The organism is Streptomyces fulvoviolaceus (assembly GCF_000718165.1).
Taxonomy (GTDB): Bacteria; Actinomycetota; Actinomycetes; order Streptomycetales; family Streptomycetaceae; genus Streptomyces; species Streptomyces fulvoviolaceus.
The window spans coordinates 59,861-86,761 of the sequence record NZ_JOEY01000025.1; the positions used below are offsets into that span (position 1 = coordinate 59,861).

Annotated in this window: 27 protein-coding genes; 10 read left to right on the top strand and 17 right to left on the bottom strand. The window is 72.2% G+C overall.

Annotated features, from left to right (window positions below; genetic code table 11):
* Nucleotides 1-9: 9 nt before the first annotated feature.
* The 6 genes from IG08_RS0126665 to IG08_RS0126690 all read right to left on the bottom strand — a co-directional run bounded on the left by IG08_RS0126665 (nucleotide 10) and on the right by IG08_RS0126690 (nucleotide 7,517).
* The gene (locus tag IG08_RS0126665) at nucleotides 10-1,569 is read right to left on the bottom strand and encodes a helix-turn-helix domain-containing protein (protein WP_030607344.1); all 1,560 of its coding nucleotides are present in this window, start codon (nucleotides 1,567-1,569) and stop codon (nucleotides 10-12) included.
* Entirely contained in the window at nucleotides 1,566-1,844 is a 279-nt protein-coding gene (locus tag IG08_RS54475; protein ID WP_030607349.1) for a helix-turn-helix domain-containing protein, read from the bottom strand. The genes IG08_RS0126665 and IG08_RS54475 overlap by 4 nt, the downstream gene beginning before the upstream one ends.
* 94 nt (nucleotides 1,845-1,938) lie before the next feature.
* Entirely contained in the window at nucleotides 1,939-2,154 is a 216-nt protein-coding gene (locus tag IG08_RS0126675) for a hypothetical protein (RefSeq protein WP_030607352.1), read from the bottom strand.
* Nucleotides 2,155-2,426: 272 nt separating this feature from the next.
* The gene (locus IG08_RS0126680; protein ID WP_030607355.1) at nucleotides 2,427-3,209 is read right to left on the bottom strand and encodes a DUF899 domain-containing protein; all 783 of its coding nucleotides are present in this window, start codon (nucleotides 3,207-3,209) and stop codon (nucleotides 2,427-2,429) included.
* Nucleotides 3,210-3,317: 108 nt separating this feature from the next.
* Nucleotides 3,318-4,301, bottom strand: a complete 984-nt coding sequence (locus IG08_RS0126685; protein WP_043455254.1) for a phosphotransferase family protein — start codon at nucleotides 4,299-4,301, stop codon at nucleotides 3,318-3,320.
* Between the two features lie 18 nt (nucleotides 4,302-4,319).
* Complete coding sequence (locus IG08_RS0126690) at nucleotides 4,320-7,517, bottom strand: cytochrome P450 (protein ID WP_030607361.1); 3,198 nt, start codon at nucleotides 7,515-7,517, stop codon at nucleotides 4,320-4,322.
* Nucleotides 7,518-7,622: 105 nt separating this feature from the next.
* Between IG08_RS0126690 and IG08_RS0126695 the strand changes: the two genes are divergently transcribed.
* The gene (locus IG08_RS0126695; protein WP_052424892.1) at nucleotides 7,623-8,306 is read left to right on the top strand and encodes a PAS domain S-box protein; all 684 of its coding nucleotides are present in this window, start codon (nucleotides 7,623-7,625) and stop codon (nucleotides 8,304-8,306) included.
* Here the strand turns inward: IG08_RS0126695 and IG08_RS0126700 are convergent.
* Complete coding sequence (locus IG08_RS0126700) at nucleotides 8,234-9,160, bottom strand: DUF3626 domain-containing protein (RefSeq protein ID WP_030607367.1); 927 nt, start codon at nucleotides 9,158-9,160, stop codon at nucleotides 8,234-8,236. The genes IG08_RS0126695 and IG08_RS0126700 overlap by 73 nt on opposite strands.
* Nucleotides 9,161-9,240: 80 nt before the next feature.
* On the opposite strand from IG08_RS0126700, the gene IG08_RS0126705 reads away from it, so the two are divergent.
* Nucleotides 9,241-9,735, top strand: coding sequence for an FBP domain-containing protein (locus IG08_RS0126705; RefSeq protein WP_030607370.1), 495 nt, complete (start codon nucleotides 9,241-9,243; stop codon nucleotides 9,733-9,735).
* Nucleotide 9,736: 1 nt separating this feature from the next.
* On the opposite strand, the gene IG08_RS0126710 is transcribed toward IG08_RS0126705, so the two are convergent.
* Complete coding sequence (locus tag IG08_RS0126710; RefSeq protein WP_030607373.1) at nucleotides 9,737-10,735, bottom strand: quinone oxidoreductase family protein; 999 nt, start codon at nucleotides 10,733-10,735, stop codon at nucleotides 9,737-9,739.
* Nucleotides 10,736-10,882: 147 nt separating this feature from the next.
* Here IG08_RS0126710 and IG08_RS0126715 point away from each other — a divergent pair, with 147 nt between their 5' ends.
* Nucleotides 10,883-11,467, top strand: coding sequence for a CGNR zinc finger domain-containing protein (locus IG08_RS0126715; protein ID WP_052424893.1), 585 nt, complete (start codon nucleotides 10,883-10,885; stop codon nucleotides 11,465-11,467).
* Here IG08_RS0126715 and IG08_RS0126720 read toward each other — a convergent pair.
* Nucleotides 11,431-12,765 (bottom strand): erythromycin esterase family protein, encoded by a 1,335-nt coding sequence (locus tag IG08_RS0126720; RefSeq protein ID WP_030607381.1) that lies wholly within the window; start codon nucleotides 12,763-12,765, stop codon nucleotides 11,431-11,433. The genes IG08_RS0126715 and IG08_RS0126720 overlap by 37 nt on opposite strands.
* Before the next feature lie 122 nt (nucleotides 12,766-12,887).
* Nucleotides 12,888-13,481 (bottom strand): TIGR03086 family metal-binding protein, encoded by a 594-nt coding sequence (locus IG08_RS0126725; RefSeq protein WP_030607384.1) that lies wholly within the window; start codon nucleotides 13,479-13,481, stop codon nucleotides 12,888-12,890.
* Between the two features lie 108 nt (nucleotides 13,482-13,589).
* Between IG08_RS0126725 and IG08_RS0126730 the strand changes: the two genes are divergently transcribed.
* From IG08_RS0126730 to IG08_RS0126740, 3 genes are all read left to right on the top strand, one after another.
* A complete protein-coding gene (locus IG08_RS0126730) occupies nucleotides 13,590-14,825 on the top strand; it encodes an FUSC family protein (RefSeq protein ID WP_030607397.1) in 1,236 nt (411 codons plus the stop codon).
* Nucleotides 14,826-14,872: 47 nt separating this feature from the next.
* On the top strand, nucleotides 14,873-15,877 hold the full coding sequence (locus tag IG08_RS0126735) for a hypothetical protein (protein WP_030607400.1): 1,005 nt from the start codon (nucleotides 14,873-14,875) through the stop codon (nucleotides 15,875-15,877).
* Between the two features lie 91 nt (nucleotides 15,878-15,968).
* Nucleotides 15,969-17,198: a lactonase family protein gene (locus IG08_RS0126740; protein WP_030607403.1), complete on the top strand. Its 1,230-nt coding sequence runs from the start codon at nucleotides 15,969-15,971 to the stop codon at nucleotides 17,196-17,198.
* Here the strand turns inward: IG08_RS0126740 and IG08_RS0126745 are convergent.
* Nucleotides 17,166-17,891, bottom strand: coding sequence for a DUF2470 domain-containing protein (locus IG08_RS0126745; protein WP_030607406.1), 726 nt, complete (start codon nucleotides 17,889-17,891; stop codon nucleotides 17,166-17,168). The two genes, IG08_RS0126740 and IG08_RS0126745, sit on opposite strands and share 33 nt — an antisense overlap.
* A 95-nt stretch (nucleotides 17,892-17,986) precedes the next feature.
* Nucleotides 17,987-18,595, bottom strand: coding sequence for a TetR/AcrR family transcriptional regulator (locus IG08_RS0126750; RefSeq protein ID WP_030607409.1), 609 nt, complete (start codon nucleotides 18,593-18,595; stop codon nucleotides 17,987-17,989).
* A gap of 107 nt (nucleotides 18,596-18,702) precedes the next feature.
* On the opposite strand from IG08_RS0126750, the gene IG08_RS0126755 reads away from it, so the two are divergent.
* Nucleotides 18,703-20,214, top strand: a complete 1,512-nt coding sequence (locus tag IG08_RS0126755) for a cytochrome P450 (protein WP_030607411.1) — start codon at nucleotides 18,703-18,705, stop codon at nucleotides 20,212-20,214.
* On the opposite strand, the gene IG08_RS0126760 is transcribed toward IG08_RS0126755, so the two are convergent.
* A complete protein-coding gene (locus IG08_RS0126760) occupies nucleotides 20,176-21,006 on the bottom strand; it encodes a pentapeptide repeat-containing protein (protein ID WP_030607428.1) in 831 nt (276 codons plus the stop codon). The two genes, IG08_RS0126755 and IG08_RS0126760, sit on opposite strands and share 39 nt — an antisense overlap.
* A 53-nt stretch (nucleotides 21,007-21,059) precedes the next feature.
* Here IG08_RS0126760 and IG08_RS0126765 point away from each other — a divergent pair, with 53 nt between their 5' ends.
* The 3 genes from IG08_RS0126765 (at nucleotide 21,060) to IG08_RS0126775 (ending at nucleotide 23,107) form a co-directional block, all read left to right on the top strand.
* A complete protein-coding gene (locus IG08_RS0126765) occupies nucleotides 21,060-21,647 on the top strand; it encodes a TetR/AcrR family transcriptional regulator (protein WP_030607431.1) in 588 nt (195 codons plus the stop codon).
* A gap of 4 nt (nucleotides 21,648-21,651) precedes the next feature.
* The gene (locus IG08_RS0126770; RefSeq protein WP_030607434.1) at nucleotides 21,652-22,800 is read left to right on the top strand and encodes a serine hydrolase domain-containing protein; all 1,149 of its coding nucleotides are present in this window, start codon (nucleotides 21,652-21,654) and stop codon (nucleotides 22,798-22,800) included.
* Between the two features lie 106 nt (nucleotides 22,801-22,906).
* On the top strand, nucleotides 22,907-23,107 hold the full coding sequence (locus IG08_RS0126775) for a DUF5999 family protein (RefSeq protein WP_030607435.1): 201 nt from the start codon (nucleotides 22,907-22,909) through the stop codon (nucleotides 23,105-23,107).
* Nucleotide 23,108: 1 nt separating this feature from the next.
* Here IG08_RS0126775 and sigJ read toward each other — a convergent pair whose 3' ends face one another.
* The 4 genes from sigJ to IG08_RS0126795 form a co-directional block, all read right to left on the bottom strand.
* Complete coding sequence (sigJ, locus tag IG08_RS0126780) at nucleotides 23,109-24,002, bottom strand: RNA polymerase sigma factor SigJ (protein ID WP_030607436.1); 894 nt, start codon at nucleotides 24,000-24,002, stop codon at nucleotides 23,109-23,111.
* 57 nt (nucleotides 24,003-24,059) lie between these two features.
* Complete coding sequence (locus IG08_RS0126785; protein WP_030607437.1) at nucleotides 24,060-24,674, bottom strand: FxLYD domain-containing protein; 615 nt, start codon at nucleotides 24,672-24,674, stop codon at nucleotides 24,060-24,062.
* Nucleotides 24,675-24,784: 110 nt separating this feature from the next.
* Entirely contained in the window at nucleotides 24,785-25,528 is a 744-nt protein-coding gene (locus IG08_RS0126790; protein ID WP_030607439.1) for a PIG-L deacetylase family protein, read from the bottom strand.
* 37 nt (nucleotides 25,529-25,565) lie between these two features.
* On the bottom strand, nucleotides 25,566-26,867 hold the full coding sequence (locus tag IG08_RS0126795; protein ID WP_030607444.1) for an alpha/beta fold hydrolase: 1,302 nt from the start codon (nucleotides 26,865-26,867) through the stop codon (nucleotides 25,566-25,568).
* Nucleotides 26,868-26,901 lie beyond the last annotated feature (34 nt).

Below are 26,901 nucleotides of genomic sequence, written 5' to 3' on the forward strand. Positions count from 1 at the left end.
CGGGCGGGCTCACTCCTCCTGTTCGCCCGCGGCCGTGGTGTCGGGCTCCTCGCCCAGCGTGTACGTGTCCTTGATCTTCACCTCGGAGACGCCACGGCCCTCGGGGAAGACGCGACGCCAGTCGCCGATGACGTGGAGTTCGTCGGTGCCCATGGCCCGGACCACCATGAGGCCTTCGTCGTGGGCCTTGTAGGCCTTCATCCAGAGGTTGGCGAAGGCCTGGGAGCGGATGAGGTGCATCCAGTCGGGGCGGTAGAGCTCGCGGTTGTAGTTGGACTCGCCCATCGTGGAGACGAACTTGGAGTACATCGCCTTCACGTACTCCAGAGTGACCTCGTCGTCCTCGGCGATCGCCCGGTCCCGGGCGTCCTTCATCGCGATGCGGAACTTCTCCAGGAGGTTCTCGGTCGCGCCCGAGGTGAACGACTCGTGGATCTCCGGCGGGTCGCACAGACCGTACTTGGATCCCGACAGGCGCATGAGGAGGCGCAGGGTCGGTTCCGTGACCCACAGGGGGCCGGGCTCGTCGCGGTTGCCGAGCGGGTTGGGGAGGTGGGCGTCGTGCTCCCAGGCGGGCGGGGTGATCAGGTGGACGCCGGCCCGGCGGCGGTCGTGGTCGAAGCCGGTGGAGTGCTCCAACTGGCCGATCGGGAGATGCGTCTTGAGGGCGGACAGGTAGGCGCCGTTGATGTCGAGGGCCGTCACCTCGTGCGTACCGGAGGGGAGTTCCTGCCGGGCCCACTTCGGCCGGGCCTCCCAGATGTGGTCGGAGCCGCGGGCGCTCTGCTTGCGCAGGACGTCCGGGATCCAGGGATGCGCCACGACGTCGTACCGGCCGCCCTTGCGCGTCTCGTCCAGCAGCGTCATCGCGTCCGGGATGGCCCGCTTGACGAGCGCCGCGGTCGCGGCTTCCAGGTCGCCCTCGTGCTGGGCGAGGGCAGCCGTCACGGCGGCGCCGATCAGGTCGGGGGTGTCGGAGGCCGCCTGCATACGGCGGCCCACGGGGCGGACCTGCACCGGCTTGGGCACCGGCTCGGGCTCGGGCTCGGGTTCGAGTTCGAGTTCGGGTTCGGGTTCGAGTTCGGAAGGCGCCGCGGCGTCCGCCGTACCGCCGCATTCGGCGGGGTCCAGATGCTGCGGGAACCCGGCGACCTGGTGGAGGGCGGGGCCACCGCACAGCACACAGGGACGGGCGGCGGACAGAGGCTCCACGTCGTCGAGGTCCGTCCCCTCTGCCGCGGCCTGCGTCTCCTCGTCGTCGACGGCGTCACCGCCCGCCGGGCCCTCCATCGCCTCGTCCGCTTCCGCGGCCAACTCCTCGGCCCGCGCCTCCAGCTTGGTCCGGGCCCCCTCCAGGAAGTACGCGTACTTCTCGCGCACCTCCCCGCCCGGATCGCGCCCGGTCTCCCAGCCGCCGACCGTGGAAGGGCTCACACCGAGCGCCTGCGCCACCTGGGCGCGGGAAAGGCTGAGCCCCTCCCGAAGACCGCGTCGCACCTCGGCCGGCGGCAGCGGCACCTCCTCGCGGGCGGCCGCCAGGAGGGCGTCGATCGCCTCGAAGTCCGTCATCGGGCCACCTCCCGGGAGCCGCGACGGCGGCGCCGTACCGGCAGGCTCTCGCACGCCCTGGTCGGTCCGGCGAGCAATTCCAGTACGTCGATGCCGAAGTGCGCGGCGAGCGCGTCACAGTCGGCCAGGCTCCAGGCCGCGCTGCCGGACTGACGGCGGCTCACCTGTGCCTGGCTCACACCGAGGGCCACGGCCACGTCCGCCTGCGACTCACCTGTCGCGTGCATCAGCGCGGCGACCGACGACCTCACCCGTTCTCCCAGAGGCAGTTCCACGCCGCGCACCCTACCCGGCCTCATGCGTCATGCGTATGAGGCTTGCCGTGGGCGCATGAACGCGATGCAGGGCCGCGAGGCAGGCCGAGCGTGGTCAGTCGGAGGGCTCGTCGGGTTCCTCGTCGCTGTCGGGGACGTCGGCGGCGGACTCGGCGGCTTCCGCGGCCTCGGTGGTGTCCACGGTGTCGCCCTGCGCCCGGCCGGCGCCGATCTCCCAGGGGTCCTCACCGTCGTGGGCCTGCTGGTCCGGCATGTCCCGCGGTACGGGCGCGCCGCTCTCGCCGGGTCCTTCGTCGCTGTGGTCGGTCACGGCGTACTTCCTTCGCGTCGTCGGGGCGACACGCGGGTACCTCCGCGATGACCAGCGAAACGTCAGTGCGGCACCCGCTCCTCCAGTGCCGTGCGCCACGCGAGGCGCCGGACCCTCGGGCGCGAGCTCGGGGCGCCGGCCGCCCAACGATTTTCACAGCAGCAGCGCCCGCTGCCCGTCGGTCACGAGTTCGGGCACTTGGGCGATACGTGCACCCGACACCCGACACCCGACACCCGACACCTTTTGCCGACGCCGTCGACGAAGGCGCGTCAGTGGTGGTGGTCGTGCCTGCCGAGGGTCTGCACGGGGGTCGCGCCGGGGCGGGTCCACTGCGGCACGGGGCGGCTGGTCGGGCCCCAGGTGGCGTTACCGTCCGCGTCCGAGCGCCAGGACCAGCACGGGCTGCCGCCCTCGGGCCAGTCCTCGGGCTTGTCCTCCCAGGCCTCGCCGCGGCCGTAGGGCGTCATGTCGAGCAGGCCGAGGGACCCGTTGACCCGCTCGTTGCCCCGGCCCGTCGTGGAGTAGGTGAGGAACACGCGGTCGCCGTCGCGCAGGAAGCAGGTGAGGTAGCCCATGCTGCCGCCGGCCGGCCCGTCCACGTCGCGCGCCGAGTACCAGGGCTGGGTGTAGCCCATGAACTCGACGTAGGAGGCCACCTCGTCCCACCGGCCCGTGGTCACGATGGCGAACGAGACGTCGCGGGCGTTGAGGTAGGCGGCGTCCTTCAGGTGCCAGGCCGTGGTGGTGCAGCCCTCGCACTGTCCCTGGTGCGGCGCGCCGTCGTACCACATGTGCTTGTAGACCACGAGCTCGTCGCGGCCCTGGAACAGGTCCAGGAACGGGACCGGGCCGTCGGATCCGACGACCTCGACCGTCCCGTCGAACTCCACCATCGGCAGCCGGCGGCGGGCCGCGGCGATCGCGTCGCCCTCGCGGGTGTGGGCCTTCTCGCGGACCAGGAGCTCGTCACGGGCGGCCTGCCAGGTGGCCAGGTCGACGACGGGCGGCCGGCCGGGCAGCGCGGTGGTCGGGTCACTCGGCGTGGTCGTCATGGTGTCCTCCGTGGTGTCTCGTGCCGGGCAGCGTCGTATGACGTCCTAAGACGCTCACCAGAACAGACTCGCGATCCGGCCGGAACTCATCGCAGGCACGGACGCGGTCTAGGAGACCTCCTCCTGGATCTCGTCCAGCGCGATGACGAGTTCGGGCGCGACCACCGCCTGGACCCACCGCTCCTTGTCGACGTCCACCGCCCTGGGATTCGTCTCGGTGAGCATGATCAGGTAGAGGTAGGCGCGGTAGAGGGCCAGGCGCAGCCGGGCCGGGGGGTCGAACACGGCCCGGCCGCCCGCCTCCCGATAGCCCGCGAGGAAGGGCTCGTCCTTCTTGATGTCCCCCAGCAGCGCCAGGGAGACGAAGTCGGCGAGGGGGTCGCCCCAGAACATCCGCTCCCCGTCGATGAGCCCGCCGATGCGCGCCTCGCCGTCGGACGGCCGGTCCAGCAGGATGTTCCCGTCCCACAGGTCGAAGTGGACCAGCGCGGGGACCGTGACCTCGTCGAGGGCGGGGTAGGCGGCCTCGAGCATGTAGGTGATCTGGTCGACGGAGCGGGGCAGCCGGGCCATGTAGTACCGGGCGTCGTCCAGGATTGCTTCGAGCATGGCCGTGAAGGCGGTCCGCCAGTCGGGGGCGAGCGGGCCGAGAGCGCCGGAGGGGTAGCCGTAGCCGGGTCCGGTCACCGTGTGCAGACGTGCCAGCTGACGGCCCAACTCCCTGCGCAGCGGGGCCCTTTCGGCTTCGGTGACCGACCCGTTCCACGGCTCGCCGGGACACGCCGTCATCAGCAGATGCGGTACGTCGGCCTCCTCGCCGACCGTCACGACGCGCGGCGTCTCGACCCCGGCCCCAGCGGCAGCCCTGTAGAACTCCACTTCGGAGTCCAGGAGCCGACGCTCGTAGCGCAGGCTCGGAACGGTGGACGCGGGTGCGGTCTTGAGGACGTAGCGGGTGCCGTCGGTGAGGAGGAGTTCCTCGACGGTGTTGTACGTGCCGCCGGACAGGGGCCGGACACCGGTGAGACGGTCGGGGGCGAGGTGCGCGTCCTCCAGAATGCGTCGTGCCCGTTCCCAGGAGTCCACCGACATCCCGCCCCTTCTCTCGGATCAGCCCGCCGCGTACACGTCCTCGACGTAACGCCCGTCCCGCACCAGCTCGTCGAGCCACCGCTCGGCCGCCGTCTCGTCGGCGTCCGGCGTGCGGTCCCGGAACAGAGTACGGAACGCCTCCCGTACGCCGGGGGCCATTTTCGAACCGTCGCCGCAGACGTAGACCCGGCCGCCCGCCTCCAGCAGCTCGCGGACCTCGTCGGCCTCGGCGGCGATGCGGTGCTGCACGAAGCGCCCCTCGGGGACCGCACTGAAGGCCGGCCGCAGCCGCACCGCCCCGACCGCCTCGGCGGCGCGCAACTCGTCGGCGTGCAGGTAGTCGGCGTCCGGTGCGTCACAGCCGAAGTAGCAGAGGGCGGGCGGGAGTTGCTCACCCCGGGCCAGAGCAGCGACCCGGTCGGCGACGGCTCCGCGGAACGGGGCCAGTCCCGTGCCCGCCGAGATCATCACGACGGGAGCGGAGTGGTCGACCCGGAAGGCGTCCCGGCAGGGCTGGATGCGGGCCAGGACGGTGTCGCCGGGCTGCACGTCGGCGAGGTGGCCGGAGCCGACGCCCCGGTAGGTGCCGTTGCCGATGGGGGTCCCCCCGCTCGAGCGCAGCCGAGAGTGGGGGAGGGCGGGCGCCTCCAGCAGGGAGACCATGAGGTCGATGTGGTCCGGGTCGGCCGCCGGTGACGAGGACACCGAGTAGTGGCGGGGACGCAGCGGCGGGAGGACGTCCAGGAGCGCCGGCCAGCCGAGGGCGCCGCGCAGGGCGGGGTACGACTCGAAGAGCTCGACGAGCGTGCGCGGGTCGTCGCCTCCAAGGGCCGCCAGCTGGACACGTTCCGGCGGGCAGGGGTTGGCGGTTGCCAGCACGGACAGCTGCTCGGCGGTCGGTCGCTGCTGCAACTCGACGTGGTGTGTGAACAGTTGACGTACCGTCAAGGGCCGGTCCACGGCGAGTCCGTCGCGGCGCGGGCGGGTGGCACGGATGTCCAGGACGGCGTCCAGGTCGACGCCGATGGCCGCGGCGGCCCGCTCGACGAGGGTCTTGTCGTTGGCCGGGAGCACGGTGACGTGGTCGGCGGTGCGGTAGGTGGTGCCGGCGGGCAGGGCCAGCCGAACGAAACGCTTGAGGCGGGGGTGGCCGGGGGCGGTGAGGTCGTGGGCCTCGGTCACGGTCATCGGGACCAGGTCGTGCCGCTCGGCCAGGGCGTCCAGGGGGCCTCCGGCCAGCGTGCGGACCTCGTAGGCGGCCGCCGGTTCGGCCTCGGAGGCAACGGCGTCCGGGTCGCCGTAGGACTGCAGGAGCGCGGTGCGCAGCCCGGCGGTGAAGGTGCGGACGGTGCCGGTGAGGTCGCCCGAGGCGTCGCCGGCCGCGCGGTCCAGAAGGCGGGTGGCGCCGAGTTCGGCGAGGCGTTCGTCGATGCGGGTCGGAACGTGCTGGTAGGTGGCGGCCCAGTTGCGGTCGCCGACGCCGAGGACGGCGTAGGTGACTCCGGTCGCTTCGGTCGCGGTGGCGAGCCAAGCCTCGAACTGCCGTGCGTCGTCCGTGGGTTGGCCGTTGTAGGAGGCGGCGGTGATCACGACCGCACGGTCGGCGGGCAGGCCGCCCGCGTACGTGTCCAGCGACGCGACCTCGGTCTCGCAGCCCACGGCGGCGGCCTCGTCGGCGAGTTGGGCGGCGAAGTCGCGGCAGGTGCCGTAGTTGCTGCCGTGCAGGAAGAGGGCGCGGGTGCCGGGGCGGACGCGGGCGGGGAAGGACGTCTCCACTGCCGTCGCGCCCTCGCTCACCGCGACCGCACCCGGCAGGGGCGTGTGGGCCCGGTCGGCGGTGCTGCGCGAGGTCAGTGTGAGGGTGAAGCCGTCCGGCTTGAGGGTGAGCGCCTCCTTGATGGTGAGGCGGTAGTCGGCGTGGTCGTGCAGGCGGTAGCGGTGCACGAGCAGCGCGAGCAGCATGGTCGCCTCGTGCAGGGCGAACTGCCGCCCGATGCAGGCGCGTTCGCCGGTGCCGAAGGGCTTGAAGGCGTGCGGCGAGCGGGCGGCCTCCGCCTCGGCGGTGAACCGGGAGGGGTCGAAGAGCTCGGGGTTGTCGCCCCAGACCGGCTGCCGGTGGAGCATCGGGGCGGCCACGGTGACGGCCTGTCCGGCGCGCAGCGGGATGCGGCCGCCGAGCAGCGTGTCCTCACGGGCCTGGCGGCTGAACGCGGCGGCCGTCGGCCACAGCCTCAGCGCCTCGTTGAGGACCTGCCGGGTGTAGGTGAGCCGCCCGACCTCGTCGAACGTCGGCTCCGGGTCTGCGGTGTCGCCCCACATCGCGTCCACCTCGCGCTGCACGAGCTGGAGCACGGCCGGGTGCTTGGCGAGGTAGTACATCGCGAAGGACATCGCGCCGGAGGTCGTCTCGTGCCCGGCGATCAGGAAGGTGATGACCTGGTTGCGGATGTTGGTGGTGTCGAGGGTGGTTCCGTCGGCGGGGTGCGTGGCGCTGAGCATGAGACCGAGGAGGTCGTCGCCGCCGGTCTCGCCGGACTCGACACGGGCACTGATCACGTCGTCGACGACCTGCGCCAGGTAGGCGGCGTCGGTCCGGAACGCCTCGTCGACGGCCGTGCAGTCGCCGCCCGGGGTGCGGGCGAGGCGGGTCATGGCCCACTCCAGGCAGCGCACCATCGACTCGACGAAGGGGTGCGGCTCGTCCCGCTCGAAGGAGCCGAAGTCGTAGCCGAACCCGGCGAGGCCGATGGTGTCGAGCGTCATCCGGGTCATGTCGTCGGGGACGTTCACCGGCTCCCCGGCCCGGGCGGCCCGGTCCCAGGTTCCGATCAGCCGGCGGGCCACCTCCAGCATCACCGGGTGATAGGTGCGCATCGAGCCCAGCACGAAGGCGGGCATCAGGATGTCGTGGGCCTTGGCCCAGTTCGGCTCGTCGTTGTACGCGGTGAACAGCCCGTCGGCGGCGAACTCGCGGACGTTCTCCAGCGCGGGCCCGATGGCCTTGGCGAACCGGGTCTCGTCGGCGAGTTCGGTGACGAGGTCCAGATCGGCGACGAAGGTGACGTCCCGGCCGTGCAGCCGCCGTACGAGCACGGGGCCGTGTTCGCGCATCAGCCCCATGACCTGCTGGACGGGCGTACGGCCGGGGCCGATGTCGGAGATGTCGACGACCGGGATGTCGGGAAGAGCGGGTGCGGTCTGCGCGGTGGGGGGCATGGCGCGACAACTGCCTTTCGCGGTACGGGAGTACTGCGATCCAGCGTGATCGACTGGCCCCGGCCGCCCGCTCCACCGCACTACATGATTGTGTAGTGCACGTACATGCGTCGCTCTTGCGTCGAGGGGCTGGAGGTGCTGGTGGACTGGGCTCACCCGGAGGCCGTGGTGTGGCGCAACCGCGCCCTGACGCTCTTCGACCGGGTCTCCGTGCCGGTCGCGGTCTGCGATGTGTACGGCGACGTCCAGTTCGCCAATCCGGCGATGGCGGCGGAATGCGGTACGACCCCGGGGCGGCTGCGCGGCCGTGACGTGCTGGAGTTGTTCCATCCGCAGGAGGCCATCCAGGTGGAGCGGATCGCCGAGGCGCTGCGACTGCGGCACCGGTCGCGGTACCAAGTGTCCGTGCGATGGCGGGCGCCCGGCGGCGGGGAGCGGTACGGGGAGCTGACGGCGGACCCGGTGAGCGACACCGTGGAGGAGACGCCTGCCCTGCTGGTGATGCTGCGCGTCCGGGGCGAGCGGGAACACCACGCTGAGGCGCCTGCCCGGGTCGCCCCGGTCGAGGCCCGCATCCTGGCGCTGCTGGCCGGCGGCGCCACGACCGTCCGCGCGGCCCGCGAGACCGGGCTCACCACGGACGGCGTGACCTACCATCTGCGGCGCCTGTCGGCGCGCTGGGGCGCGGCGAACCGTACGGAACTGGTCGCGCGCGCCTACGCGCTGGGGGTGCTGACCTCCGGGGCGTGGCCGCCGACCGCCGCGGAGTCCGCCGTAGCCACCGAGTAGGCCGTACCCGCCCCCTGCGGCGCCCCGAAGCGGGCCAGCGTGTGCCACACCATCTTCAGGTCCTGCAGTTCGTACCGGCCGGTGCGGGCGGCGTCGCCGATGATCCGCGGGTCGATGCGGCCACCCTCGGCGATGCGGGCGCCCAGGTCCATGTACTCCTGGCCGCGGTAGTCCGCGTGGCGGTGGAGTTCCGCGACGGTCAGCCGGTAGCCGGGGTGCCACTCGACGGGGACGCGCAGCCGCCGTGCCGCGGCCTCGACCGGAGTGCCCCGGTAGCTCGCGTCCAGGACGAGCGCCTCCACGTTGCGGGTGAGGTCGACACCGCCGTGCACCTGGGCCTCGATGTAGTCGTTGAGGGCGTCCTGCTCGTCCGCCTCGGCCAGCGCGATCAGGGACATGCCGGCGGCGACACCGAAGTGGGTCGGCTCGGCCGCGCTGTCGGGGTAGCAGAAGGTGGCACGGGCGAGCGTCGCGCCGGTGAGCCGGACGTGCGCGGAGCCGAACCGCGGGGCCGCGCCGACCACCTGGCGACGGAAGTTCAACGCGCCGTAGACGGGCCGTTCGGGCGCGGCCGCGTCGTCGTAGACCCCGCCGAAGATCCGGCTCTCCCAGCGCCAGCGGTCGCCGCCGGGGTGTGCGGTGAGACCGCCGTTGCTCGTGCCGGTGACGAACTGCGAGTGGTACGTACCGTCCTGGGCCAGCGCCTCGAGGATGGGCACGCCGCGGACCAGGCGGTCGGGGTGGAAGTTCAGCGTGACGCGCACGTCCGGGCCGACGGCCGGCCCTTCGGAGAGCGCCGCCACATGGCTCAGCGCCGCCCGCGCCCGCTCCGTCCCGACGTCCCTGAAATCCACTGGTCTCTCCCCACTGCGACTGCCTACCCTAGGCGACAACCTAATATCCCTAGGCGTACGGCACCCAGGAGACTCCCCCCATGAGATCACTCACCGAGCAGGACATCCGCAACTCATTTGTCAACTGCTCGAAGGGGGAGGCCAAACGCCTGGCCGTCCCCAGGGACCTCGACCAACACCCCTGGGACGACCTGGACTTCCTGGGCTGGCGAGATCCCGGGGCGCCCGACCGCAGCTACCTGGTCACCGAGCGACAGGGGCGACTCGTGGGCGTGACGCTGCGCTTCCCGTCCTCACAGCGCGGGCTCCTGCACCGCAGCTTGTGCTCGTTGTGCCTGACCACCCACCCCGGAGGCGGGGTGTCCCTCATGACGGCACGCAAGGCCGGCACCGCGGGCCGCGAGGGCAACTCAGTGGGCGTGTACATGTGTACCGACCTCGCGTGTTCCCTCTACGTCCGCGGCAAGAAGTCGCTCGCGTCCGGGACCCGCTTCGAGGAGACCCTGACCCTGGAGGAACAGATCGCCCGGACCACGGGCAACCTGTCCGCCTTCGTCGACAAGCTGTACGTCTGACTCACTCCTCTCCCACGGCGAGCACGATCTTGCCGCGGTTCTCCCGGCTCGCCAGCCGCTCGTGGGCCGCTCGCGCCTCCTCAAGCGGTACGACGGTCTCGACCGGCACGCGGAAGACGCCGGCGGCGACGCGGTCGACGATGTCCCGCAGGTCCGCGCGCGGATCGTAGCCGTGGAGCTGGCGGTTGGTGAGCTGGAAGCCGAGGATCGACGCGTTCTTCGGGTAGAAGTCGCGGGTGTCCACGGTGCTGGGTTCCAGGGCGACGTTGGCGAGGGCGACGACCCGGCCACCCTGCCCGACCTCGCGCAGGCTCCGCCCGAAGGCCCGGCCGCCGACCGTGTCGAGGACGACGTCGGCGCCCCGCCCGTCGGTCAGCCGCAGCACCTCCTCCACCTCCGCGTCGTCCGGGTACGCGGAGGTGTCGACGGTGACGTGGGCCCCGAACTCCCCCGCCCACGCCGCCTTCTCCGGCGACCCGGCCAGTGCGACGACCCGCGCGCCCACCTCGGCGGCGATCTGCACGGCCGCGGTGCCGACACCGCTCGCGGCGGCCTTCACGACGACCGTGTCCTCCTTGGAGACGCGGGCGAGAGTCCGCAGGCAGTACCAGGCGGTGAGCCAGGCGACCGGCAGCGCCGCTGCCTGCACGAGGTCCACGCCGTCGGGCAGAGCGACCACCTGCGTGGCGGGAACAGCCACCAACTCGGCGTAGAAACCTGGTGACTTGCCCGCATCGAGGGTCACGACCCGCTGCCCGGGCACGAAGCCGGTCACCCCCTCCCCCACCGCGGCCACGACCCCCGCCGCCTCCGCGCCCGGGATCAGCGGCGGGCGCCCGGCCCGGTGATACACGCCGGCGCGCAGCAGCGCGTCCACCCGGTTCACGCCCGCCGCGACGATCCGCACCAGCACCTCACCAGGGCCCGCCACCGGGTCGGGCACGTCGACCGGCACCAGCACTTCGGGCCCGCCGAACTCGTCGATCCGTACCGCACGCATACCGCACCTGCTTCCTGTCGCAGCCACCCGAACAGCTGACACCGGTTGAAGTAGTGTCACCATGCGACACCACTTCAACCGGTGTCAAGAGGTGGATGCGGCAGACAACACCTCCTGAACGGGTGTCGAGGCGGTACGCTCGACACCATGACCAGTGCCTCCGCCCCCGCCGACCCGATGGCCTTCCCCTCTGTCGGCGGCCGCCCGTGTCTGGACTTCGTGGCCACGCTCGGCAAGCGGCATGCCACTCCCCTGGAGCGGATCCCCGACACCGCGGCCCTGGCGCGCTGGCTCACGGAGGCGGAGCTGGTCGCGGGCGAGGGGCCGGTGCGGGTCACCGCCCGGGAGCTGGCGGACGCCCGCCTCCTGCGCGAGGCCGTCCACCGTCTCGTCCACGCGGCGATGGCCGGGCGGGAACCGGAACCGGCCGATGTGGAGCAGGTCAACGCGGCGGCCGCCCAGCCGGATCTCGCACCCCAGCTGGGGCCGGTGCGCTGGACGGCACGGCATCCGGCCCGCGCCGCCCTGGCGACGGTGGCCCGGGATGCCGTCCTGCTGGTGAGCGGTCCGCTGCTGGGGCGGGTCAAGGAGTGCGAGAACCCGGGCTGTTCGCTGCTGTTCCTGGACGACTCCCAGGCCCGCCGCCGCCGTTGGTGCTCGATGGACCGCTGCGGCAACCTCGCGAAGATCGCCGGTTACCGATCGCGCAGCCGGGCCGCCTCCACCCGGTGAAGGTGGACCAGGATGTCGTAACTACGGGCGAGCGCGGTGTCGTTCGGGCCGTCCGGGTAGGCCGTTCCGATGCTGCGCGTCGGCCGTGCCTGGCGCAGCCACTCGTGCGCCGGTGATCCGACGGACCGCAGGTCGAGTACGTAGTCACGGAGGCGCACCCTGTCGAGGGTCCGCTCGTTGCTGCCCGGCCCCGCCGGTCCCGGCGTCCAGCGACGGATGACGTCGTCGTCCTGGCCGGTGGCGTTGAACGAGCCGTGGTCGAAGGTCAGCCCCACGCTCACATAGTCCGTGCCGAGGCTGTCGCGCAGGAACGCGCCCTGCACCTTCGGGTAGTGGGCGGGGTCGTCCGGCACGTATCCCACATGGTTGTTGTGCGCCGACAGCAGCACCTTGGTGCCGGTGTGCCGCTGCCACCACACCACGTTGGCGGCCATCATCTCGTCGCGGTAGCGCATCGCCGCGCCGAGCTGGGCCGGGTCCTCGAAGTCGAAGGCGTACTGCCGGGCGGTCCGGTCGATCGCGGAAGCGTCCCGCAGGGCCCAGTCGTACGCCTCCCGGTCCGGGCCCGGCGCCTGCCGCCTCAGCAACTCCAGCGCCTCGCCCGTGCGGTCGGCCATCTCCTTGCGTTCGGCGTACGGCGTGTTCAGGTAGCGCTCGATGTACGGCCCGGTGGCCACGGTGGGCCGCAGCCCGCGGTAGAGCCCGGCGATGCGGGCACTCAGCTCGGGGTGGGCGCCGGCCACGTAGTCCTTGACGGCGTCGTACAGTTCGGGCCCGGTCCAGGCGATGTCGTCGCCCATGAAGCGGACCGGGTCGGCGGGGTGGTGGACGTTGTAGGCCCGCATCCACTCGATGAGCCGCAGGTATTCGGTGTTGTTCCACCACAGGTAGTCGCGCTGGAACTCCTCGCGGAAGATACGCCGTGGTTCACCCTTGCCGTACAGCACGTAGTCGTTGAGCCGCAGGCCGGTGCTCCAGGGAGCCTCCAGGGCGAAGGTGCGGAAGCCCTTCTCCTCCACGAGGTGGCGGAAGACTCGGTCCTTGAGGGCGAAGAAGTCGTGGGAGCTGTGGGTGGCCTCGCCGAGGCCGACCACTTCGGCGCCGCCGATCATCCGGTCGAGGGCGCGCAGATCGCGGGTGTCGCCGCCGGGTTCGACGGTCCGCAGGGGGTGGGCGGCGCGGTCGAGGGCGGTGCCGACCGTGGGCGTCGGCGTCCCTGCGGCCGCGGTGCCGGTCATCACTGTGGTGCCGAGGGTGATGAGCAAGGTCAGGATCGATCCGGTCCGTTGCCATGTCATTCGTCCAGGCTTTCGTCCCGGACCGGCGCCGACCATCCGGCGGTCCACCGTGTCGGGGTGCGGACAGCCACGGGTCGGCGACGGGGGTTTTCCTCATGGGTCACCGGTGCGGTCGGCGCGGATCAGGACGCGGGCGGCGTCCAGCCCGGGTCGCGGCCGAGGAAGGCGAGCAGCGCCTCGGCGCTGTCGTAGGCCTGCGGTGTCTCCCGTGCCGGGGCGAACACCCGGTAGGCGTCCCGGAGATGGTCGACGAGCTGTTCCGCCGCCGGCCAGATTCCCTCGGCGACGTCCTTGGGCAGCGGCCGGTCCTGGCCCGTCGCGACCGCGATGTCCCAGCCGTGCACGGCCGCGTCCATGGCGGCGGCCGCCGCGGCGATCGGCAGCGGCAGGGAGCCCAGCGGGGTCGGCACCTGGTCGGCGTCGGCGGGCAGCCCGTCGTATGCGGCCGCCACCGCGCGCAGCACCTCGTCGAGCTTCGCCGAGGGGTCCCCGTCGAGGACGTCGGCGGGCTGGAAGGGGTCGGAGTCGGGGCGGCCGCCGGTGATCGCGAGGCCGTATCCCTGTTGGTCGATGCGCGCGTGGTTGAGGACCTGCCGGGCCGTCCACTCGCTGCACGGCGTCGGCGCTCCCCACGCCGCCTCCGGAACCGCGGCCACCGCTTCCCGTAGATAGCCATGCGCACGCGTGAGAACCTTGGTACCTCGGGTGTCCGCCATCACTGCTCTCCCCTCTTGCCGTCGACCGGCCGTTGCCAACAATCTAGGCACCGTTGCGGACAGTTACGGTCCGCGACCAGCACTTCTGTGGAGGGGAACAGTCTGAGGATGCGAGATGTACGTGAGTGGACGGCGTCCCTGGTGCGCTACGTGAAACGGCGCCGGGACCCCGCGGTCGTGCAGACGCTGCGGTCGGCCGTCGCGGCGACGATCGCGTACGTCGTCGCGCTGCGTCTCAGTCCCGAGGCGGCGCCGCTCACCGCACCGCTGACCGCGCTGCTGGTCGTGCAGGTCACCCTCTACTCCACGCTCACCACCGGCGTACGCCGGGTGAACTCGGTGGTGGCCGGGGTGCTCCTCGCCATCGGCTTCAGCCTGCTGGTGGGGCTGACCTGGTGGAGTCTCGCACTGCTGATCGTGGCCTCGCTGGTCGTCGGCCGTCTGGTGAAGGTCGAGGAGTTCGTGCCCGAGGTGGCGATCAGCGCGATGCTGGTGCTCGGGGTGACGGCCGTCGGGGACACGGCCTGGGCGCGGGTGGTGGAGACCCTGATCGGCGCGGTCGTCGGGCTGGGCTGCAATCTGCTCCTGGCTCCGCCGGTGTGGGTGGACGAGGCGGGCGAGTCGATCGAGGGACTGGCCCGTGGGCAGCGACAGTTGATGCTGCGGATGGGTGAGGAGGCCGCGGGCCGTACGCCCGTCGAGCACGCGACCGCCCGGCTGCACGAGGCGCGCCGGCTCGACCACGACATCGTCGAGGTCGACGCCGCCCTGCAGCAGGCGGAGGACAGCCTGCGGTTCAATCCCCGTGTGAAGGAGGGGCTGCTGCACCGGGTAGTGCTGCGCACCGGGCTGGACACGCTGGAGATCTGCACGGTCGTCCTGCGAGTGCTCGCCCGCACCCTCACCGACCTCGCGAAGGAACGCGATCCCGATCCGCTGTTCGCGCCGCAGACCGGTGCCGCCGTTGAGCAGCTGCTGTCCGAGATCGCCGACGCCGTGGTCAGTTTCGCGGTGCTGGTCACCACCGACGTCAGTGTCAGCGCCGAGTCGGCGGAGGCGCGGCTCGCCTCCCAGTTGCGCCAGGCCGCCGCGACCCGCGACAAGCTGGCCCAGCTGCTCCTGGAGGAGATCCAGCGCGACGCCCGCCAGTGGCAGCTGCACGGCGCCGTCCTCACCGAGGTCAACCGCATCCTCGACGAGCTGGACACCGAGCACCGCTCGCGCCGTCTGCTGGAGGAGCTCGACCGGACCGCCCGCGAGCAGCGTGAGCGCATGCCGCACCTCACCCGGCTGAAGGAGCGGCTGAGGCGGAACCGCCGCACGGCCGCCGTTCGTTCCAAGTGACGTAGTGACGTAGTGACGTAGTCACACCGATCGAAGGGGGCGGGCCGATGACCGGCACCGGCGTGCGGATCGACGGGAACACTCTGCGGCTGCCGGGCGGTGTGGCGGTGCGGTTCGTGCGCACCCTGCGCCTGCCCGAGACGGGCACCCATCCGCTGCCGCCGGGCCTCGGCGAGTTCCCGGTCCGCCGGGTCTCGGACTACCCGGACACGGTCCCGGAGCCGTGGCGGGCGCGGGGCGGCGTGATGCTGCCGGTGTATCTGCGCGAGGCGATGTGGCTCAGCTTCGGGGGCACGCGGGAGCCGGCTGCGTTGCAGGTCGGGGTGGGCAAGGTGTGCGCGGTCTCGGGCCGGCCGTGGAGCGACCGACTGTCCCGGGATCCGCAGAACTACCTCGTGCTGCCGCGTCAGCCCTGGCTGGACGGCATCAACTCCGGGAAGGGGACCGTCCGCCAGTTCGTGGCGGTGCCCCTCGGACTGGGCGCGACCGTCGAGGGCCAGGTCACGGGCGAGGAGGTCTGGGGCGGCGTACAGCTGCAGTCCTTCCCGCTGGTCGAGGAGCGGCTGGCGCAGTGGCGTGAGCTGGAGCGGAGGGCGGCAACCAGGTCGAGGGCGGCCTACGGGGCAGCGCTGCCCATGGCGGCGGCCGCGGCAGGGCCGCCCCGCGCCCCTGCGGCCATGGGTCTCGGCGTCGGCGGTTCGATGCGCCAGGAGGTGTACCGGGACGACCGGCCCCTGTCGGACTGGTGCGACACGGCCGCCGGCCGGGTGTTCGTGCACCTGGTGACGCCTCCCGAGTGGCGCCGCATCACCGGCGAGGCTCCCCCTCCGTCGCCGGTGGACCGCGCGGCGTACACCAAGGCGGGCCTTCCCTGGTACGACTACTACGACCAGGACGCGACCGACCTCGCCCCCACGGACACGCTCGATGCCGTGAAACCGGTCGGTGACTGGCTCGGCGACGACCACGAACCCTGGCAGGAGCCCGCGCCGTACCAGGTCAAACCACTGGGGGACGCGCCGGGCAAGCCCGTCGAGGACGGCGACTGGTAGCCACGGACCGGCCCTGTGTTTGCACGCGACGGGTGATCCGCGCGAGGGTGGCTGTTCACGACCGAGGCGAACGATCACCCGAGGTGCAGGTATGGGCAGTGGGGCACGAGTGGCGAACGGCGACTGGAGCAGGCGTCGTCTCGTCGGCGCCCTCACCTCGGCCGCCGCGGTACCGGTGCTTCCGGCCTGCGCGTCGTCCGAGCCCGGACGGTCCACGGCGGGCTCCGAGGAGTCCTCGCCCGCGTCGCGGAGTCCGGCTCCGGCGGAAACCCCCTCCGCCGAACAGCAGACCGGACCACGCCCCCTCTACCTCGGCACCTACACCTCGGTCGAGGGCGGCGGCACGGGCATCGGGCTCGCCACCTACGACGCCGGGACCGGCCGTATCACCGACGCCGGAACCCTCACCGGCGTCGCCAATCCCTCGTATCTCGCCGTGCACCCGGACGGCGACACGCTGTACGCGGTCGACGAGCGCGACGACGGTGCCGTGACCGCCGTACGCCTGGCCGACCGCAAGATCCTGGGGAGCCGGAGCACCGGCGGGGCGGGGCCGTGCCATCTGTCGGTGCATCCGGGCGGGCGGTGGCTGCTCAGCGCGAACTACGCCTCCGGCAGTGTCGCCGTGCACCCGATCGACGCCACCGGGGCGCTCGGCGAGCGGAGGGAGTCGGTCACGCACACCAGTCCCGAGCCGGGGCCGGGCCAGGAGGGTCCGCACGCCCACCAGTTCGTCACCAGCCCCGACGGCGGCCATGTGCTCGCCGTCGACCTGGGCACGGACACCGTGTACACCTACCGCCTCAACGAGCGGACCGGCGCGCTGACGGAGGTCTCGCAGGCGCACACCCGGCCGGGTGCCGGACCGCGCCACCTCACCTTCCATCCCGGGGGCCGGTACGCCTATCTGGCCAACGAGGTCGACAACACGGTCGCCGTCTGTGCCTACGACCGGAAGACCGGCCGTCTGAGCGTCGGCGAGGCACAGTCGACGGGAACGGGGTCGGGCACGAGCTACCCGGCACAGCTCCTGGTCACCTCGAACGGCGCGTACGCCTATCTCGCCAACCGGGGCCACAACAGCCTCACCCGCTACGCGGTGGAGGCGGACGGCGCCCGGCTCAGGCTCCTCGACACGGTGCCGGTGTCCGGTGACTTCCCGCGGCAGATCGCCTTCTCGCCGGACGGGGCGCTGTTGTTCGCGGCGAACCAGAAGTCGAGCACCGTGAGCGTGTTCCGGGTGAACACGCGCAGCGGTGAACTGCGGCTCGCAGGCTCGCCGTTCGCGTCACCCGTCGCCGTCTGTGCGCTGCCGCTGTAGAGCCCGCGGGCAGGACGCGGCACTCGCCTGCGTGAGCAGGACGTGCATGCGCTCGGTCAGCCGCGCGACGTCGTCGGCAGGCGCGTGGAAGGGCAGTCGTACGTCGCCTTGAGCGCGGGCGCGCTCGATGCGCAGCGTCAGTCCGTGCCGGTCGACGGCGAGGGGCTGGACGCGGACCGCGCCGTGCAGGCTCTCGGAGTCGACGAGCCGGGTGAGCCGCTCGACCGCGTCGGGGTGGCAGTCGGCGAGGTGGGTGAGCAGCCGGGCCTCGGCGGTGGACAGCGGGTCGGGCTCGGCGGCGGCGAAATCGTCGAGGTCGACGACGACCGCGCCAGAGGGCTCGCGCAGCACCACGCGCGTGGCCTGGAACGCCAGGTGACCGTCCTCGGGAACGAACCAACCGGCGATCCACAGCCGGGCCCGGATACGGTTGCGCACGGGAACGGGCGCCACATCGGCGAACTCCAGGACGGCGGACGGCTCTCCCCGGGGCGCACAGATCGCGGCCGCGATCAGCGTGCTGTCCTCGGGCACGTTCACCAGCACCCGCCCGTCCTCGGCCACGGAGTGCGCGCCGACGAACTCCTCCCGGCCGCCCTCCGCGGTCACCGCGCAGGACCACGACGCGGCGAGCACCGACCGGGCCCGCTCCGCAGCGGAAGGCGCGGCCGTCCAGGTTTGGCTGTCACCCATCCCAATACCTCCTTAGGTAAGCCTTGCCTAACCTATCGAAGATCGGGGCCGAAGCCAACCATGGGGTGATCAAAGAATGTCCCGGAGCGCTCGCGTCAGGGCGCGATGACACCGAGCAGCGCCCGGGCGCACAGGTCGCGCACCTGCTCCCGGGAGAGGTCCGCACCGCGCAGCCACTCCAGGCAGACCGCGGTGGTGAAGGCCAGCCAGCCGCGTACGGCCAGCCGGAGGTCGGGCCGCTCCTGGGCCTGCGGACCGAATTCGGGGTCGGCGTCGAGCGCCGCGAGAATCTGCCGCTCCTGCGCGGCCAGCGCCCGCTGGTAGACCTTGCGCACGGCCTGGTCCCCCGCCGCGTCGGCGCGGTGGAACGCGCGATAGCCGTGCGCGTGGGCCCGGACGTACTCCAGGTAGGTGTCGAGGCCGGCGGTGAGCTGTTCGCGCACGGGAATGCCGGGCACCGCCGCGGTCAGACGCAGCATCCGCTCGCTCTCGCACTCGACGACCGCCGCGAAGAAGTCCCGCTTGGTGGGGAAGTAGTGGTAGAGCAGCCCGCGTGAGACCCCGGCGATCTCGGCGACCTGCTCGATCCACACCTCGTCGTAGGGGCTCTCCGAGAACAGCCGCGCGCCCACCGACAGGAGCTGCTCCCTGCGCTCCTCGGTGCTGAGCCTGCGACGCGCGCGCTCGCCCTGCTTCCCGGCCATGCCCGCACTTTACTTGACGTCGATTCAACAACGGGACCAGACTGAACCGCGCTATTGAACCCACGTACAACGCGCTCAACTGCCGCTGCATCAAGGGAGATCGCGTCATGGCGGAGACGACCACACAGGCCGCACGACCCCGGGGATTCCGCAGTGCCGAGCTGGGCTGGCCGGAGCTGCACCGCATTCCGCATCCGCCGCGCCGGCTCCCCCTGCTCGGTGATGTGCTGGGCGCCGACAGGCGCACTCCGCTGCAGGACTCCCTGCGGTTCGCACGGCAGTTGGGGCCGATCTACCGGCGCAAGGCCTTCAACCGGGAGTTCGTGTTCGTGTGGGGCGCCGATCTCGTGGCCGACCTGGCGGACGAGTCGCGGTTCGCCAAGCACGTGGGTCTCGGAGTCGCCAATCTGCGGCCGGTCGCCGGGGACGGGCTGTTCACGGCGTACAACCACGAGCCGAACTGGCAGCTGGCGCACGACGTGCTGGCCCCGGGCTTCAGCCGGGAGGCCATGGAGGGCTACCACCCGATGATGCTGGCCGTGGCCGAGCGACTGACGGACCACTGGGACCGCGAGCTGGCGGCGGGACAGGCCGTCGACGTGCCCGGCGACATGACCAAACTGACCCTGGAGACCATCGCGCGAACCGGGTTCGGGCACGACTTCGGCTCCTTCGAGCGTTCCCGGCCGCACCCCTTCGTGTCCGCGATGGTGGGCACGCTCACCTACGCCCAGCGGCTCAACTCGGTGCCCTTCCCCCAGCTTCTACGGCGTGCCGCGCGTCGCAACGAGGACGACATCTCCTATCTCAACCGCACGGTCGACGACCTGGTCCGCGCCCGCCGCACGGCGAGCGGGGACGGTGACCTGCTGGACCGGATGCTGGAGACGACCCACCCCGAGACAGGTGAGCGGCTGTCGGCCGAGAACGTCCGCCGACAGGTCATCACCTTCCTGGTGGCGGGCCACGAGACCACCTCCGGCGCGCTCTCCTTCGCCCTGCACTACCTCGCCCGCCACCCCGACATCGCGGCCCGCGCCCGCGCCGAGGTGGACCGTGTCTGGGGCGGCACGGCCGTGCCCGGCTACGACCAGGTGGCAAAACTCCGTTATGTGCGCCGGGTCCTCGACGAGTCGCTGCGGCTGTGGCCGACGGCGCCCGCCTTCGCCCGCGAGGCCGTGCGGGACACGGAGCTGGCCGGAGTGCATCCGATGCGGCAGGGCGCCTGGACGCTGGTGCTGACGCCGATGCTGCAGCGCGATCCCGCGGTGTGGGGCGCCGACGCCGAGCGGTTCGATCCGGACCGCTTCGAGGCGAAGGCCGTACGCTCCCGTCCCCCGCACACCTTCAAGCCGTTCGGGACCGGGGCGCGGGCGTGCATCGGGCGGCAGTTCGCGCTGCACGAGGCCACGCTCGTCCTCGGGCTGCTGCTGCGCCGCTACGAGCTGCGGCCGGATCCCGCCTACCGGCTGCGCGTGGCCGAGCGGCTCACACTGATGCCGGAGGGGCTGCGGCTGCACCTGGAGCGGCGGACTCCCACCGCCGACGTGTCGCCGGCGGCCGACCTGGACGAGGCGCCGTCAGAGCTGCGCTGTCCAGTGCACGGGGCGGGTGACTGACCCCGGCAGCCGGGTGCCCGCACTGCCCCTGGCCGCGTTGAGCTGGGGCTGGGTGAGGAAGAAAGCGCCGGTCAGGTCCACGTCCGTGAGGTCGGCGTCACGCAGGTCGGCGCCTATCAGGTCCGCGCCGCGCAGGTCGGCACCGGTGAGGTCGGCTGCTATGAGGTAGGCGCCGCGGAGAGTGGCGCCGCGCAGGTCGGCGCCCTTGAGGCGGGCGCCCATCAGGTCGGCGCCCCGGCGGTTCTTCTTCCTGCCGCCGATTCCGGCCCGTGCCAGGTCGCTGGTCCTCAGGAGCAGGACGTTGACCTCCTGCCGGTGCGCGCCCACGTCCAACGCGGCGAGTTCTTCGGGGCTTCGGAGGGTCAGCTCCTCGGTCTTCGTCAGCATCCGGCGCAGGTCGGCGTGGACCGGGCGGGCCGCCGGCAGGGTGAGCGCCTCGGTGAGGTACCAGAGCAGTTCGTGGAGCTGGCGGACGACCGGGAAGACCTCGACCATCCGCCGGGCGTCCTCACGCGATCCCGTACGCCGGTCCCGGCCGCCGAAGGTGATCTGCGAGACCTTCTGTCCCGCGCCGAAGCAGTCGTAGACCGTGCAGCCGTTGAAGCCCTCGGTGCGCAGCTTGGCGTGGATGCCGCACCGGTGGTCGTCCCCCAGGTTCGGACAGGGCTTCCCGGCCTGCTTGTCGATCGCGAAGTCCGCGGAGGCGGCGAAGGGCAGGGCGACGCAGCACAGCCCGAAACACCGCTCGCAGTCGCCGCGCAGGTCGGCCGGGTCGGTCGCTTGATCTTGCATGACGTCCAGCCTACGTCTGGCCCATCATCGAACCGATCGTTACCATCTCACGCATGCCCGTACCCAAAGGAACGTCCCTGGATCCGGACCGCACCCGCGCGACCCTCCTGTCCTCGGCGACCGCGATCCTCTACGAGCGCGGTCTCGACGGAGTCGGCGTGGCCGAGCTGTGCCGCGCGGTGGGCGCGTCCAAGGAGACGCTGTACCGCCACTTCGGCTCGAAGGACGGCCTGGTGGAGGCGGTGCTCGAGGCACGCAGCGATCGCGTCGTCCAGTGGCTGACCGACGCGGTCGAGGCCGCGGGGCCCGACCCGCGCGCCCAACTCGCCGCGGTCTTCGACACCTTGCGCGACTGGTATCAGGAACCGGGGTTCCGGGGCTGCGCGATCGTCAACGCGGCGACCCAGCGGCACGTCCCGCCCGCCCGGGCCGTGGCCGATCGTCATCTCGCGCGCTACCGCCGACTGCTCACGGACCTCGCCGAACGGGCCGGAGTCCGTGAACCCGCCCTGCGGGGACGGCAGTTGCTGATCCTGTTGGAGGGCGCCACGGTCGTCGCCGACCATCACGACCCGGACGGCCGGGCCGCCGAGGACGCCAAGCAGGCGGCCCTCGCGCTGCTCGCGGTACAGGGGGCGTGAGGCGATGTCCGTCCAGGGCTTCACGGCACCGGGTTTCGAGGCGGTCGCGGACGCCTTCGCCCGCAACTTCGAGAGGTACGGCGAGGTGGGCGCCGCCTTCGCCGCGTACCGGGACGGCGAGGTCCTCGTCGACCTGTGGGGCGGCGTCGCCGACCCGGGAAGCGGGCGTCCTTGGCGGGCCGACACCCTCCAGCTCGTCTTCTCGGGCGCCAAGGGACTGACGGCCGCGTGCGTGCTGCTCCTCGTGCAGCGGGGGCTGCTCGACCTGGACGCCCCGGCCGCGCGCTACTGGCCCGAGTTCGCCGCGGCCGGCAAGGAGCGGATCACGGTCGCCGAGATCCTCTCCCACCAGGCACGGCTGCCCGGCGTGCGGGAGCCCTTCGGCACCGCGGAGTTGCTGGATCCGCGGCACATGGCGGGGCTCCTGGCCGCGCAGGCCCCGTCGGACGACCCGCGGGCCGGGTTCGTCTACCACGCGCTGACCTGGGGCTGGCTGACCGGCGAGCTGGTCCGCCGGGTCGACGGGCGGAGTGTCGGGGCCCTTTTCGCCGAGGAGTTCGCGGGCCCGCTCGGCCTGGACGTCTGGCTGGGGCTGCCCGACGAGCAGCATCACCGGGTGGCCACGATGCTCGCCTCGCCCGGCGTCCTGGAAACGCCCGGCCGGCCCGCGGAGACGGATCCCGTGCGCGTCCTCACCCGCAATCCCCTCATGGCCCCCGATGCCCCGGCCCTCTGGAACAGCGCCGCCTTCCGGCGCGCCGAGCTGCCCGCCGTGGGCGCGCATGTGACGGCGCGTTCCATGGCCCGCTTCTACGCCTGCCTGGCCCGGGGCGGCGAGCTGGACGGCGTCCGCGTGCTGAAGGAGGACACCGTCGAGCTCGCACGGCGGGAACTGCGGCGCGGCGTCTCACCGCTGTGGGGCAGCGAGATGGCCTACGGAGCGGGCTACGAACTACGCACCGGAGCAGCGCTGTTCGGGCCGCCGTCCCAGACCTTCGGGCATGCCGGGGCCTGGGGCTCGCGGCACGGCGCCTGGCCCGCCGAGCGCCTCGGATTCTCGTACGCGATGAACCTGGCCCGGGCCGAACTCCCGGACCGGCGCCCGCTGGACCTGCTCGCCGCACTGCACGACGCGACACGAACTCACCGATGAATTTCCGGCGTTGTGGGGGTCTCCTCATACAACGGAAAACAAGCTCGGCTACCAATGAGATACGAACCGAGCGAGGCAGGAGCCGAACGCATCGAGGAGAGACGTCATGTGCAGCCACCAGCCCCCGTGCCCCACCGCAGACAGCCCAGTGCACCACACCGCCGTGATCGTCTCGGCCCATCCCGAACAGGGCTGGAGCCTGCTGTGCAACGGCACCATCGTCTTCGACGACACCGGTGAACTCCTGCCGGACGGGCGGGTCGTGAATCCGCACCGCATCCTCGGCACGCTGGCCGTGGCCGCCTGACTCAGCCTGCGGCGCCCGGCAGTCCGAGACGGGCGAGACGTTCCGGATCGGCCAGGATGTGCAGGGCGACGATCCTGCCCTCGGCGACCGTGACGCCCATGACCGACAGCGGCCGGCCCTCGGGCGCGTTGACAACCCCGACGTCGCCGTTGACCAGTGCGAGTCGCGCGTCCTGCGCGAACCGCCGGAACAGCATCGCCTGTTCGGCCACGGCCTTCGCGCCCCGCACCACCTTCGAGGCGGCCGCCCCGCCGACCAGGGCCCCGGAGTCGGCACGCAGCACGACATCGGGGTGGAGCACGGCGACCAGGGCCTCGAAGTCCCCCGCGTTGCAGGCGGCCAGGAAGGCGTCCAGGACCTCGCGCTGCTTGCCGAGGTCGGGTTCGGACGAGGGAGCGGCGCCCTGCACCCGGCGCCGGGCCCGGCCGGCCAGCTGCCGGGTGGCGGCCGAACTGCGTTCCACGATCGGCGCGATGTCGTCGAACGGCACCGCGAACATGTCGTGCAGCACGAACGCGAGACGCTCCGCGGGCTCCAGGTTCTCCAGCACCACGAGCAGGGCGAGGCCCACCGAATCGGCCTGGAGCACTTCCTGTTCGGGGTCGATCCGGGACAGCGGACTGATCACCGGGTCGGGAACGAAGGTGTCGTCCAGGGGATCCTCACGCCGTGCCGCCCGGGAGCGCAGCATGTCGAGGCAGACCCGGCCGGTCACCGTGGTCAGCCAGCCGCCGAGGTTGCGGATGCCGTCCGTGTCGCTGCGGCTCAGCTTCAGCCAGGTCTCCTGGACCGCGTCCTCCGCCTCCGAGAGCGAGCCGAGCATCCGGTAGGCCACCGCCCGCAGGTGCCCGCGGTGCTCCTCGAAGCGCTCCGCGAGCAGGTCCGTTCCGTTCACGCCACCCCCCGTGTCGTCCTGGCGAACCCGACGATCAAATCACGCCTTCGGTGAAGGCTAATACCGTTGCGCCTTGGCCAGCTTCGGTGTCAGCACCGGCTCCTGGGGCTTGCGGCTGACGGCGAGGGGCTGGGCCTTCTCGCCGGAGTCGAGGTCCTCGGCACCGACGTACCGGGTCTCCACCACCTTGCCCGAGGAGTCGAGGAAGTCGACCTGGACGGCGTACGACGCCTGCTTGTCCGTCTTGTTGGTGATGGTGACGACGACCGCGAGCAGTCCGCCGGTCTCGGAGCGCGGTTTGCCGGTCATGGCGACGTCGGACATCGCGTTGCCCTGCCCGTCGACCTTCGCGAGCTCGGTCTGGGCGGCCTTGTTGGCCCGCTCCACCTCCGCCGACACCGAGGCCTCGAAGGCGGAGGCGGCTGCCGAGGCGGATGAGGCCGCCGCGGAGGCTGCGGCGCGCACCGATGCCTTGGCCGACTTCAGCGCGGAGGGCACCGCGCCGGAGAAGGACGCCGTGTCCGGGGCCGGGAGCCGTCCGGTGACCGACGACGATCCGCTCGCGTCGTCGTCGCTGCTGCACGACGCCAGCGTGAATGTGCTCGCGGCGGCGGCCAGGGCCACGGCGAGGGCGGTGAACCGGGACCGTCCGTGGGGTGACGGTGTGCTCATCAGGTGATGTCCTCTCGGCCTCCGGCGTCGTCGCATGGACGAAATGAACCATATGCCGGAATGCAGGGCGGGGCATGTCGTCGGCCGTCGGGCCAAGCCTGGACGAGGGGCTATCTGCCGAAGACCTCGAAGGCCACGGCCGGCTTCCCGCCGAACCGCTCCCCCGTCGCCGCCACGTTCCCCGTCAGGAATCCGCGTACGTACGTCTCCGGGTCCTCGCTCGTCAACACCTCGATGTAGGTGCGGTGTTCGAGCAGCGAGCGCACCGCCCGCTCCAGGCCGGGCGTCGCGTCGACCGCGTGGGTGGGTGTGGCGGAACCGGCGACGGCGACCCAGCGGACGCCGTCCCAAGGCTCCAGGCCCTGCTCGGCCAGCTCCGGGAAGATCCACCGGTTGCCGGCGTCCCCGGCCGCGTCCAGGGTGGCGCGGCCCACCGCCACATGGTCGGGGGTGTTCCAGGCGATGCCGCCCCAGGTGTCCCGGTGGTTGAGGGTGATCACCAGCTCGGGGCGGTGTCGGCGGATCGCGGCGGCGATGTCGCGGCGCAGGTCGGTGCCGTACTCGATCACGCCGTCCTTGTGGTCGAGGAACTCCACCGTCGTCACGCCCACGATCGCCGCGCTGGCCCGCTGCTCCTGCTCGCGCAGCGGGCCGCACTTCGCGGGTTCCAGCGTGTCGATGCCGGCCTCGCCGCGGGTCGCCAGGACGTAGGCGACCTCGCGGCCGCCGTCGGTCCATGCGGCGATCGCCGCCGAGCAGCCGTATTCCAGGTCGTCCGGGTGCGCCACGACCGCGAGGGCGCGCTGCCAGTCGTCGGGCATGGGCTGGAGCTGGGGGATCGTCGGCTCGGTCATGTCCGTCATGTCCGCAGACTAGCCCGAGCCTCTGACATCAGGCCTCGTCGCGGGTGAGGGCGAGCAGCCGGTCGAGGACGCGGGGGCCGCCCGCGCCGACGCCGTCGTGCTCGAACTCGTCGGTGACCCAGGTGCGCAGGCCGCGGATGGAGCGGGCGGTCTCGAGGGCGTGGGCCCTGTCGACGTACATGTCGTCGTGGTAGACGGCCGCGGCCACCGGGACCTCGTTGGCCGCGAGGCTGGCCCGGTCGTACAGCGGTGTCCAGTCGGTGCGGGCCGCGAGGAGGTCCGCGGTCTCGCGCAGCGGGCGCAGGGCCGGGTCGCAGTCGAACGTCCAGGGGTGGACGGACTCACCGGTGAACAGCAGCGGTTCCTCGCCGGCGAGCGTCTTGGCCGCGTCGAACTGCGGGAACTCGGCGCGCACCCGCTCGGCCGACCAGGCGGTGGGCCGCTCGTCCTGGCCGTAGATCGTCTCGTGGACGAGGGCGTAGAGCGGGTGTCGCGCGTACGACAGGAGCCCCTGGACGTCTTCCTGGAACGCGTCGGACAGCACGGAGCCCTGTGGGGTGCGGACGAAGGCGTGTTCGAGGAGGTAGTGGAGCCGGTGGCTGCCCTCGCTGGTCCCGAGGAGGATGCCGAGGGACTGGAAGGCCTCGACGGTGAGCCGGTAGCCGTTCGGCAGGATCACGTCGTGACCGAGGAGGTGGTCGGCGATACGGCGGGCGCGCTCGACGTCCTGCGGGTAGCGGGCGTAGTGGGCGGTGACCTTGCGCTCGATCCGCGGGAAGGCGGCCCGGTAGACGTCGTCGGCGTGGGCGTCGAGGGAGGGCAGGCCGCCGGTGATCACGGCGGCGGCCAGGCCCTCGGGGGCGGTGGACAGGTAGTTCACCGCACAGAAGCCGCCGTAGCTCTGGCCGAGGACGGTCCAGGGGGCGCCGCCGGTCAGCTCGGCGCGGATCGCCTCGCAGTCGCGGACGATCGAGTCGGCGCGGAAACGGGCCAGGTAGTCGGCCTGGGCGGCGGGGCCGCCGCGCAGCGGGAGCGTCTGGCGGTTGGCGGGCGTGGAGTGCCCGGTGCCGCGCTGGTCGAGGAGCAGGACGCGGTACTCCTTCAGGGCGCGGCCGAGCCAGCCGCCCTTGCCGACGAAACGGTTCGCTCCGAAGCCCGGGCCGCCCTGGAGGTAGACCAGCCACGGCAGGCCCTGGGCCGCCTTGTCGCCGGCGACGACCTCGCGGGCGTAGAGCTCGACCGTCTCTCCGGCCGGGTTCTCGTGATCGAGGGGCACGGTGAAGTGGCGGTCGGTGAGGACGACGCCGGGCTGGCGGTAGGTCGCGGTCAACAGGGCTCCCGGGACGGACGGATTTTCAGGCGCG

Excerpts from the sequence above, each read along its gene's own strand:
- IG08_RS0126760 (WP_030607428.1), bottom strand. The coding sequence starts at position 21,006 with ATGCAAGATCAAGCGACCGACCCGGCCGACCTGCGCGGCGACTGCGAG.
- IG08_RS0126720 (WP_030607381.1), bottom strand. The coding sequence starts at position 12,765 with ATGACATGGCAACGGACCGGATCGATCCTGACCTTGCTCATCACCCTC.
- IG08_RS0126695 (WP_052424892.1), top strand. The coding sequence starts at position 7,623 with ATGCGTCGCTCTTGCGTCGAGGGGCTGGAGGTGCTGGTGGACTGGGCT.
- IG08_RS0126745 (WP_030607406.1), bottom strand. The coding sequence starts at position 17,891 with ATGGGTGACAGCCAAACCTGGACGGCCGCGCCTTCCGCTGCGGAGCGG.
- IG08_RS0126680 (WP_030607355.1), bottom strand. The coding sequence starts at position 3,209 with ATGACGACCACGCCGAGTGACCCGACCACCGCGCTGCCCGGCCGGCCG.
- IG08_RS0126755 (WP_030607411.1), top strand. The coding sequence starts at position 18,703 with ATGGCGGAGACGACCACACAGGCCGCACGACCCCGGGGATTCCGCAGT.
- IG08_RS0126790 (WP_030607439.1), bottom strand. The coding sequence starts at position 25,528 with ATGACCGAGCCGACGATCCCCCAGCTCCAGCCCATGCCCGACGACTGG.
- IG08_RS0126765 (WP_030607431.1), top strand. The coding sequence starts at position 21,060 with ATGCCCGTACCCAAAGGAACGTCCCTGGATCCGGACCGCACCCGCGCG.
- IG08_RS0126690 (WP_030607361.1), bottom strand. The coding sequence starts at position 7,517 with ATGCCCCCCACCGCGCAGACCGCACCCGCTCTTCCCGACATCCCGGTC.
- IG08_RS0126740 (WP_030607403.1), top strand. The coding sequence starts at position 15,969 with ATGGGCAGTGGGGCACGAGTGGCGAACGGCGACTGGAGCAGGCGTCGT.
- IG08_RS0126750 (WP_030607409.1), bottom strand. The coding sequence starts at position 18,595 with ATGGCCGGGAAGCAGGGCGAGCGCGCGCGTCGCAGGCTCAGCACCGAG.
- IG08_RS0126735 (WP_030607400.1), top strand. The coding sequence starts at position 14,873 with ATGACCGGCACCGGCGTGCGGATCGACGGGAACACTCTGCGGCTGCCG.
- IG08_RS0126730 (WP_030607397.1), top strand. The coding sequence starts at position 13,590 with ATGCGAGATGTACGTGAGTGGACGGCGTCCCTGGTGCGCTACGTGAAA.
- IG08_RS0126775 (WP_030607435.1), top strand. The coding sequence starts at position 22,907 with ATGTGCAGCCACCAGCCCCCGTGCCCCACCGCAGACAGCCCAGTGCAC.
- IG08_RS0126665 (WP_030607344.1), bottom strand. The coding sequence starts at position 1,569 with ATGACGGACTTCGAGGCGATCGACGCCCTCCTGGCGGCCGCCCGCGAG.
- IG08_RS0126710 (WP_030607373.1), bottom strand. The coding sequence starts at position 10,735 with ATGCGTGCGGTACGGATCGACGAGTTCGGCGGGCCCGAAGTGCTGGTG.
- IG08_RS0126785 (WP_030607437.1), bottom strand. The coding sequence starts at position 24,674 with ATGAGCACACCGTCACCCCACGGACGGTCCCGGTTCACCGCCCTCGCC.
- IG08_RS0126725 (WP_030607384.1), bottom strand. The coding sequence starts at position 13,481 with ATGGCGGACACCCGAGGTACCAAGGTTCTCACGCGTGCGCATGGCTAT.
- IG08_RS0126715 (WP_052424893.1), top strand. The coding sequence starts at position 10,883 with ATGACCAGTGCCTCCGCCCCCGCCGACCCGATGGCCTTCCCCTCTGTC.
- IG08_RS0126685 (WP_043455254.1), bottom strand. The coding sequence starts at position 4,301 with ATGTCGGTGGACTCCTGGGAACGGGCACGACGCATTCTGGAGGACGCG.
- IG08_RS0126705 (WP_030607370.1), top strand. The coding sequence starts at position 9,241 with ATGAGATCACTCACCGAGCAGGACATCCGCAACTCATTTGTCAACTGC.
- IG08_RS0126770 (WP_030607434.1), top strand. The coding sequence starts at position 21,652 with ATGTCCGTCCAGGGCTTCACGGCACCGGGTTTCGAGGCGGTCGCGGAC.